We start from the raw sequence: 7826 nt of genomic DNA, 5'->3' as shown, positions 1-7826 counted from the left end.
TCGATGCCGTTCAAGAGGTCGAAGTTGGCCTCGATCGGATAGGTGCGGTCGACGCCCCAGTCCTTGGGACCCGGCACACCCAGGCGCAGCTTCTGCGCCTCGCGCTCGGCCTCGGTCGCTTCCACCGCGCCCGCCGGGAGCTCCGCGCCGTAGCCGCGCCAGCCCAGCTCGGCCAGCCGCCCGTCGCGCACCCAGCGCGAGTCGTCCGGCTTCGCCGGGACGCCATCCGCGGCGAACAGGATGCTCACCTTCGTGTCGTCCGCCGCGATCTCCACCTTCGCCCGGAGGCGGTAGATCATCAGCCGCTGCATCAGCGCCTCTCGATGCTCGGCCTCCACGTCCAGCCAGGCCCCATCTTCGCGCTCCACCACGAACAGGTCGTAGAGCAGCCGCCCCTGTGGCGTCAGCAGCGCCCCGAATCGCGCCGTCTCCCGATCGGGCGTCTCCACGTCCTGGGTGATCAGCCCCTGCAGGAAGCTGCGCCAGTCGGGTCCGCTGAGCGCGATCAGCGAACGGCTCTGCAAGTGCGCGAAGGTGACAGTCTGCGACATCCCGCCAATCTGGGGCCGCCCGGTGTGGAGCGCCAGCCTCCGGGTCCCTATAGAACCTCAGATGTCGCGCGGTTTCCCCATCCTCTTCATCACCGCCACACGCATCGGCGACGCCGTGCTCTCGTCCGGGCTGATCCGGCGGCTGGTCGACGAGATCCCCGACGCGCGCTTCACCATCGTCGCCGGGCCCGACGCCGCGCCGCTGTTCGCCCACGTCCCAGGCCTGGATCGCGTCATCGTCATGGAAAAGGCCAAGGGCGGCCGTCACTGGTTCGACCTCTGGCGCAAGGTGCGGCGCACCAACTGGGGTCTGATCGTCGACCTCCGCGGCTCGGGGATCTCGCGTTTCCTCACCACCAAGCGCCGCGCCATCCACAAAAAGAGCGCCGAGCCGACCCACAAGGTGCTGGAAGCCGCCCGCGTCTTGCGCATCGAGGACGAGCCCGCCGCACCGCACATCTTCACCGACCCCGACGCCGAGGCCTACGCCGACGAGCTCACCAAGGGCGCCGGCCCCATCCTGGCGCTGGCTCCCTCGGCCAACTGGATCGGCAAGACCTGGCCGGTCGAGCGGTTCGCCCAGGTGGCCATGCGGCTCCTACGCGACCCGCACTCCCCGATGGTGGGCGGGCGGCTGATGGTGCTGGGCGGCCCCGGCGACGACAAGCCGGCCAACACCCTGCGCGACGTGGCTCGGAAGGGCTTCATCGACCTCGCCGGCAAGGCCGACCTCGTCACCGCCTACGCCTGCCTGAAGCGCGCGCGGCTGTTCATCGGCAACGATAGCGGCGCAATGCACCTGGCCGCCGCGGCGGGGACGCCCACCATCGGCCTTTTCGGTCCCTCGGACGAGCGGCTCTACGCCCCCTGGGGCGACCACACCCGCGTCGTGCGCGGTCCCCGCAGCTTCGAGCAGATCCGCGCCGTCGACCCCGGATTCGGCCAGGCGCTGTGCCACATGATGGACCTGCCGGTGGAGAGTGTCGTATCCGCGGCGCGACAGCTCATCAAAGCCACGGACAAAGTCGATGCCTGACACCTACGACCTGATCGTCCGCGGCGGCGAGGTGGTGAACCATGCCGGCCGTGGCATGACGGACGTCGGGATCAAGGACGGCAAGTTCGCCGCCATCGGCGACCTCTCCCAGGCCAGCGCCGGCGAGGTGTTCGACGCAACCGGCCTGACCGTCATGCCCGGCGTCATCGACACCCAGGTCCATTTCCGCGAGCCGGGCCTGGAGTGGAAGGAAGACCTCGAGACCGGCTCGCGCTGCGCGGTCCTGGGCGGCGTGGTCGCGGTGTTCGAGATGCCGAACACCGAGCCCACCACCACCGACCCCGACAGCCTGGCCGACAAGCTGAAGCGCGCGAACCACCGCATGCACTGCGACCACGCCTTCTACGTCGGCGGCACCCACGAGAACGCCCCCTTCCTGGGCGAGCTGGAGCGGCTGCCCGGCTGCTGCGGGATCAAGGTGTTCATGGGCGCCTCCACCGGCACCCTGCTGGTGCAGGATGACGAGGGCGTCGAGCAGGTGTTGCGCCACATCAACCGCAGAGCCGCCTTCCACTCCGAGGACGAATACCGCCTCGCCGAGCGCCGGCCGCTCGCCCGCACCGGCGACTGGACCAGCCACCCCGAGGTGCGCGACGCCCAGTCGGCGATCCAGTCCACCCACCGGCTCGTCGGCCTGGCCCAGAAGCTGGGTAAGCGCATCCACGTGCTGCACGTGACGACGAAGGAGGAGATCGCCTACCTCGCCGCCCACAAGGACGTGGCCTCGGTGGAGGTGACGCCCCAGCACCTGACCCTGGCCGGTCCCGAGGCCTACGAGCGGCTGAAGGGCTTCGCCCAGATGAACCCGCCGATCCGCACCGCCGACCACCGCGACGGCCTCTGGGTCGGCGTGGCCAACGGCGTGGCCGACGTGCTGGGCTCGGACCACGCGCCCCACACCCGCGAGGAGAAGGCGCGGCCCTACCCCGCCTCGCCGTCGGGCATGCCGGGCGTGCAGACCCTGCTGCCGCTGATGCTGACCCATGTGGCCGAGGGCCGTCTCTCGCTGGAGCGCCTCGTCGACCTCACCAGCCATGGCGCCAACCGCATCTTCGGCCTCGCCGACAAGGGCCGCCTCGCCGTTGGCTACGACGCCGACCTCACCATCGTCGACCTGAAAGCCCGGCGCACCATCACCCACGACCAGATGGCCACCCGCGCCGGCTGGACCCCCTTCGACGGCATGGAGGCCAAGGGCTGGCCCAAGGCCACCATCATCCGCGGCCGCATCGTCATGCGCGACGACGAGATCGTGGCCCCCAGCCTCGGCGAGCCGGTGCGGTTCCTGGAGACGCTCGCGGCTTAGTCGAGCGCCGCCAGCACGTCCTTCGCGAAGCGGGCCTCGTCGAAGCGCGCCTGCGCGGAATCGAAGCCGCGCCGCACGATCACGACCTTCTTCGACGGCACGATGAAGACGTACTGTCCCCGGTTGCCGTTCATGGCGTAGGTCCCCTCGGGCAGCCCTTGCGCCGGACCGTAGAGCCAGAAGAAGGCGCCGTAGCCGGCGTTCCGCTCCGGCTGCGCCGGCGCCGGAGTCGCCACGAACTTCGACCAGCCCTCGGGCAGCAGCCGCTCGCCGTTCCAGACCCCGTCGTTCAGGTAGAGCAGCCCCAGCCGGGCCAGGTCGCGCGCCGTCGTCCACACCTGGCTCGAGAGGACGTAGTTGCCCTGCCAGTCGGTCTCCGGCGTCGTGTGGGTCATCCCGATCCGCCACAGCAGCTCGGTGAACGGGAACGCCAAGGCCTCGGCCCCGTCGCCCAATGAAGCGCGCACGGCCCGCGCCGCCAGCAGCGTGTCGTTGTTGGCGTAGTTGAACCGGCTGTCGGGCGCGACCTCCAGCGGCATGCGCGTGGCCCACTCGGTCACCGCGCCGCCGCCCAGATAGACCTCGTCCGTCCGGTTGCCCGGCCCGTGGGTCCACAGCCCCGAGCCCATGTGCATCAGCTGCGCGAGGGTGATCGCCGCGCGCGGATCGCCGGGCGCCCGCCATTCGGGGATGTTCGCCGGCGCGTCGACCTTCACCTTGCCCAGGTGCGCGGCGCGCCCCACCACCGTCGCGGTCAGGCTCTTGGCCGCCGACCAGGTGCGCTGCGGCGTGTGCAGGTCGTAGCCCGGCCGGTACTGCTCGGCGACGATCCTGCCGTCCTTCACGACCACCACGGCCGTGGTCTTGCCGCCGTAGTCGCTGAACGCCTTGGCCACGACGGGCGCCAGCCCCTTGGGCGTCTTGCCGGTCGCCTTTTCGTCGCCGTCCGGCCAGTTGGGGCGCTTCGGCCCCGGCGTTGTCAGGTCCAGCCGCGGCAGCTTCGCCACCCCCTCGGGCGACGCGCCGATCGGCAGCTGCGCGCAGCCGAGGTACGGCCGCCACGCGGCGATCCGCGGCGGCAGCTTCGGATCGAACGCCACGCTCACCATCTTGCCCTCGCGGTCCACCGTCGCCGGCAGCGTCCGCACCAGTTGCTGGTAGGTCGGATAGATCCCTTCCAGGTCGTCCGCCGCAATCTCGGCCTCGGGCCGGCCGGCGTTGAAGACGCCGCTGCACAGGAACGCCGCCTTGTACCCCGCCGCCAGCGCCCTGACGTGCGCGTCCTCGGCCGCCTCGGCCCCGCTTGCGAACGCCGCGGCGACCAGGCCCGCGAGAAAAATCGACCGCATGTCGCATCCCCTGTCGAATCCGGCGCACGCCGCCCGTCTCCCCGGTGACGCACGCATCGGCGTCGCGCAATCTCAAAGTCCGGAGGGGACCTCAGATGAAGTACATGCTCCTGCTCTACGAGACCGAAGGCGCCTACGAGGGCGAGGCGGGCCAGAAGACCCTCGCCGAGATCATCGCCAAGCACATGAAGCTCGCCGAGGACTTCGTCGCCGCGGGGGTCGAGTTCTCCGGCCACGAGCTTCAGCCTACCGGCGCCGCTCGAACGGTGCGCACCGACGCGGCCGGCGCCAAGACCGTCCACGACGGCCCCTTCGCCGAGACCCGCGAGCAGCTGGGCGGCTACTACGTCATCGACGTCGCTGACCTCGAGGCCGCCACCGCCTGGGCCAGCAAAGTCCCCGTCATTCCCGGCGGCAAGGTCGAAGTCCGCCCGGTCGGCGCCCACTGAACAGGAAAGATGGAACCCATGCAGTACATGATCCTGGTCTACGAGCCCGAGGACGCCTATGCCGGCGAGGCCGGCCAATCCGCTCTGCAGGGCATCGTCGCCAAGCACATGGCGCTCGCCGCCGAGCTGCGCGCCAAGGGCTGGATGAGGGACGGCTCGGGCCTGCAGGACTCGACCACCGCTACCACCGTCATCACCAAGGACGGCCAGCAGACCCTGCACGACGGGCCCTTCGCCGAAACCCGCGAGCACCTGGGCGGCTACTATCTGGTGGACGTCCCGAACCTCGACGATGCGCTGGTGATCGCCCGGCGCGTCCCGGTGATGGACGGGGGCAAGGTCGAGGTGCGGCCGCTGGCGGTCTACTGAGCCCCATGGACCGCTTCGGCCAGGCGATCTCCCAGGCGCGGCCCCGCGTGGTGGCCGCGCTCGCCGGCCGCCTGCGCGACCTGGACCAGGCGGAGGACGCCTTCGCCGACGCTGCAGCCGCCGCGCTGGTCGCCTGGCCCAACCTGGCGCCGCGCGACCCGGCGGCCTGGCTGTGGCGCGCGGCGCTGCGCAAGGCGATCGACGCACGGCGCCGCGCCGCCGTCCGCGACCGCGCCGTCCTCGACGAACCCGAGCCCCAGCCCACGCCCGAGGACGCGCTGATGGCGGCCGACGAACCGATCCCTGACGAGCGGCTGAAGCTGATCTTCGTGTGCTGCCACCCGGCGCTGGCGCCCGACTCCCGCGCGGCCCTGACCTTGAAGGTCGTCTGCGGCCTCTCCACCGAGCGGTTGGCGCGGGCCTTCTTCTCAGGTGAGCCGGCCATGCTCCAGCGCATCACCCGCGCCAAGAAGAAGATCGCCGGCGCCGGGGTGCCGTTCGAGGTCCCCGGCCGCGCCGCCTGGCCCGAGCGGCTGGAAGCGGTGTTGACCACGCTCGAGATCGCTTACGCCCAGGCCTACGAGGACGCCGCCCTGGCCGGCGAGACCGCCGGCTTCGCCGCCGAGGTCCTGCGGCTTTCGGGCCTGCTCACCGAGCTCATGCCCGACGAGCCCGAGGTGCTGGGCCTGGCCGCCCTGGTCCGCTTCGCCGAGGCCCGCCGCCCGGCCCGCCTGGACGACGTTGGCGCCATGGTCCCGCCCGAGCAGCAGGATGTGGCCCTCTGGCGGCGCGAGCTGATCGCCGAAGGCGCGCGCCTCCTGGACCGCGCCGCGGGCTTCGCCCGAAGCGGACCGCGGCAGATTCTGGCCACGATCCACGCCACCCACTGCGGCCGCGCCGAGACCGGGCGCACCGACTGGGCGACCATCGCCGCGCTCTACGACGTCCTGGCCCAGCTCCGCCCGCACGCCGCCACGGCCGTGAACCGCGCAGTGGCCGTGGGCGAAGCGCAAGGCGCCGAAGCCGGCCTCGCCGAGCTTGCGAAGATCACGGGGGTCGAGGGTTGGCTGCCCTATCAAGCCGCGCTCGCCGCCCTCAGCGCCAAGGCCGGCCGGCCTGGAGACGCCGCCACCGCCTACGCCGCCGCCCTGGCGCTCGGCCCTGCGCCCGCCGAGCGCCTCTACCTGGAAGCCCGCCGCAGCAGCCTCCGCGCCGACGCCTAAGCCGCCGTCCGCACCGCGGCGTGGCGGCTGTAGAGGAACTCCACCACCGCGTGCCGCGCCGCCGCGTAGGCCGGAACGGTGTCCACCTCGAGCCGCCGCCGCGGCCGCGGCAGGCCCACGGTCACGATGTCGCCGATGCTGGCCGCCGGCCCGTTGGTCATCATCACGATCCGGTCCGAGAGCAGCACCGCCTCGTCCACGTCGTGGGTGATCATCAAGACCGTGTTGCCGAGCTTGGCGTGGATCTCCATGACGCTGTCCTGCAGGTTCGCCCGGGTCAGCGCGTCCAGCGCGCCGAACGGTTCGTCCAGCAACAGCACCTTGGGCTCCATGGCGAGCGCCCGGGCCAGGCCCACCCGCTGCTTCATGCCGCCCGAGATCTCGTGGGGCTTCTTGTCCTTGGCGTGGGTCATCTGGACGAGCGCCAGGTTTTCCAGCGTCCAGGCGTGGCGGTCCGCCCGCGGGCGGGTCCCGCCGAACACCTTGTCCACCGCCAGCCGCACGTTCTCGTAGACCGTGAGCCACGGCAGCAGGGAGTGGTTCTGGAACACCACCGCCCGGTCGGGCCCCGGCGCCTCCACCGCCTGCTTGTCCAGGATCACCGCGCCCATGGAGACCGGGAGCAGCCCGGCCACCACGTTCAGCAGGGTGGACTTGCCGCAGCCCGAGTGGCCGATGATCGAGATGAACTCCCCGCGGTCGACGGTCAGGTCGACGCCGCGCAGCACCTCCGACGTCGTCCCGAAGGTGACGCCGAGGTTCTCGATGGAGAGATAGGCTCTGCTGGTCATGGGTCTGCCCTCAGCCTGCGGACGCGCCGCGCGAGACGATGCGGCCCGCGAGTGCGACCAGCCGATCGAGCGCGTAGCCCACCAGGCCGACCCACACGAGGGCCACGACGATGTCGGAGATGCGGGACGAGTTGTACTGGTCCCAGATGAAGAAGCCGACGCCCACGCCGCCCAGCAGCATCTCGGAGGCGACGATGGCGAGCCAGCTCATGCCCACGCCGATCCGCAGGCCCGTGAAGATATAGGGCGTGGCGGCCGGCAGCAGGATGGTGACGAAGTACTCCGGCGGCGACAGGCGCAGCACCCGGCCGACGTTGACGTAGTCCTGCGGGATGTTGCGCACGCCCACCGCCGTGTTGATCACGATCGGCCAGATGGCGGTGATGAAGATCACGAACAACGCCGAGGGGTTGGCCTCGTGCAGGGCGGCTAGGGAGATCGGCAGCCAGGCGAGCGGCGGCACGGTCCGCAGCACCTGGAAGATCGGATCCAGCGCCGAGTGCGCGAACCGGCTCGACCCCACCAGCACCCCCAGCGCCACGCCGACGACGGCCGAGAACCCGAAGCCGATCGCCACCCGCTGGAGGCTCGTGAGCGCGTGCCAGAACAGGCCCTTGTCGACCCCGCCCCGGTCGAAGAACGGATTGAGGATCAGCTCCCGCGACTCCAGCCAGATGGTGGCCGGGGCCGGCAGGCCGCCAGGCTGCGACCCGCTCATTCCCTGCCAGAGC

The 7826-nt window shown here is 71.2% G+C and carries 9 protein-coding genes; 5 read left to right on the top strand and 4 right to left on the bottom strand.

Annotation, left to right across the window (positions count from 1 at the left end):
- Positions 1 to 551: YgfZ/GcvT domain-containing protein (locus tag VGD44_RS23540; protein WP_414694717.1), on the bottom strand; the 551-nt coding region annotated here is incomplete at its 3' end.
- A gap of 61 nt (positions 552 to 612) precedes the next feature.
- Here VGD44_RS23540 and VGD44_RS23535 point away from each other — a divergent pair.
- Complete coding sequence (locus tag VGD44_RS23535; RefSeq protein ID WP_331090820.1) at positions 613 to 1587, top strand: glycosyltransferase family 9 protein; 975 nt, start codon at positions 613 to 615, stop codon at positions 1585 to 1587.
- On the top strand, positions 1580 to 2914 hold the full coding sequence (locus VGD44_RS23530) for a dihydroorotase (protein WP_331090819.1): 1335 nt from the start codon (positions 1580 to 1582) through the stop codon (positions 2912 to 2914). Before VGD44_RS23535 ends, VGD44_RS23530 begins: the two co-directional genes overlap by 8 nt.
- On the opposite strand, the gene VGD44_RS23525 is transcribed toward VGD44_RS23530, so the two are convergent.
- Complete coding sequence (locus VGD44_RS23525) at positions 2911 to 4263, bottom strand: serine hydrolase (RefSeq protein WP_331090818.1); 1353 nt, start codon at positions 4261 to 4263, stop codon at positions 2911 to 2913. The genes VGD44_RS23530 and VGD44_RS23525 overlap by 4 nt on opposite strands.
- Before the next feature lie 95 nt (positions 4264 to 4358).
- Here VGD44_RS23525 and VGD44_RS23520 point away from each other — a divergent pair, with 95 nt between their 5' ends.
- The 3 genes from VGD44_RS23520 to VGD44_RS23510 are packed head-to-tail and all read left to right on the top strand — an operon-like array spanning position 4359 to position 6304.
- The gene (locus tag VGD44_RS23520; protein WP_331090817.1) at positions 4359 to 4712 is read left to right on the top strand and encodes a YciI family protein; all 354 of its coding nucleotides are present in this window, start codon (positions 4359 to 4361) and stop codon (positions 4710 to 4712) included.
- An 18-nt stretch (positions 4713 to 4730) separates the two neighbouring features.
- The gene (locus VGD44_RS23515) at positions 4731 to 5081 is read left to right on the top strand and encodes a YciI family protein (protein WP_331090816.1); all 351 of its coding nucleotides are present in this window, start codon (positions 4731 to 4733) and stop codon (positions 5079 to 5081) included.
- A gap of 5 nt (positions 5082 to 5086) precedes the next feature.
- A complete protein-coding gene (locus VGD44_RS23510; protein ID WP_331090815.1) occupies positions 5087 to 6304 on the top strand; it encodes an RNA polymerase sigma factor in 1218 nt (405 codons plus the stop codon).
- On the opposite strand, the gene VGD44_RS23505 is transcribed toward VGD44_RS23510, so the two are convergent.
- Entirely contained in the window at positions 6301 to 7095 is a 795-nt protein-coding gene (locus tag VGD44_RS23505) for an ABC transporter ATP-binding protein (protein WP_331090814.1), read from the bottom strand. The genes VGD44_RS23510 and VGD44_RS23505 overlap by 4 nt on opposite strands.
- Positions 7096 to 7105: 10 nt before the next feature.
- Positions 7106 to 7826 (bottom strand): nitrate ABC transporter permease (gene ntrB / locus VGD44_RS23500; RefSeq protein ID WP_331090813.1); only part of this gene is annotated, 721 nt, incomplete at its 5' end.

Source organism: Phenylobacterium sp., assembly GCF_036402295.1.
Classification (GTDB): Bacteria; Pseudomonadota; Alphaproteobacteria; order Caulobacterales; family Caulobacteraceae; genus Phenylobacterium.
This window is presented reverse-complemented; position numbering and strand designations above follow the sequence as displayed.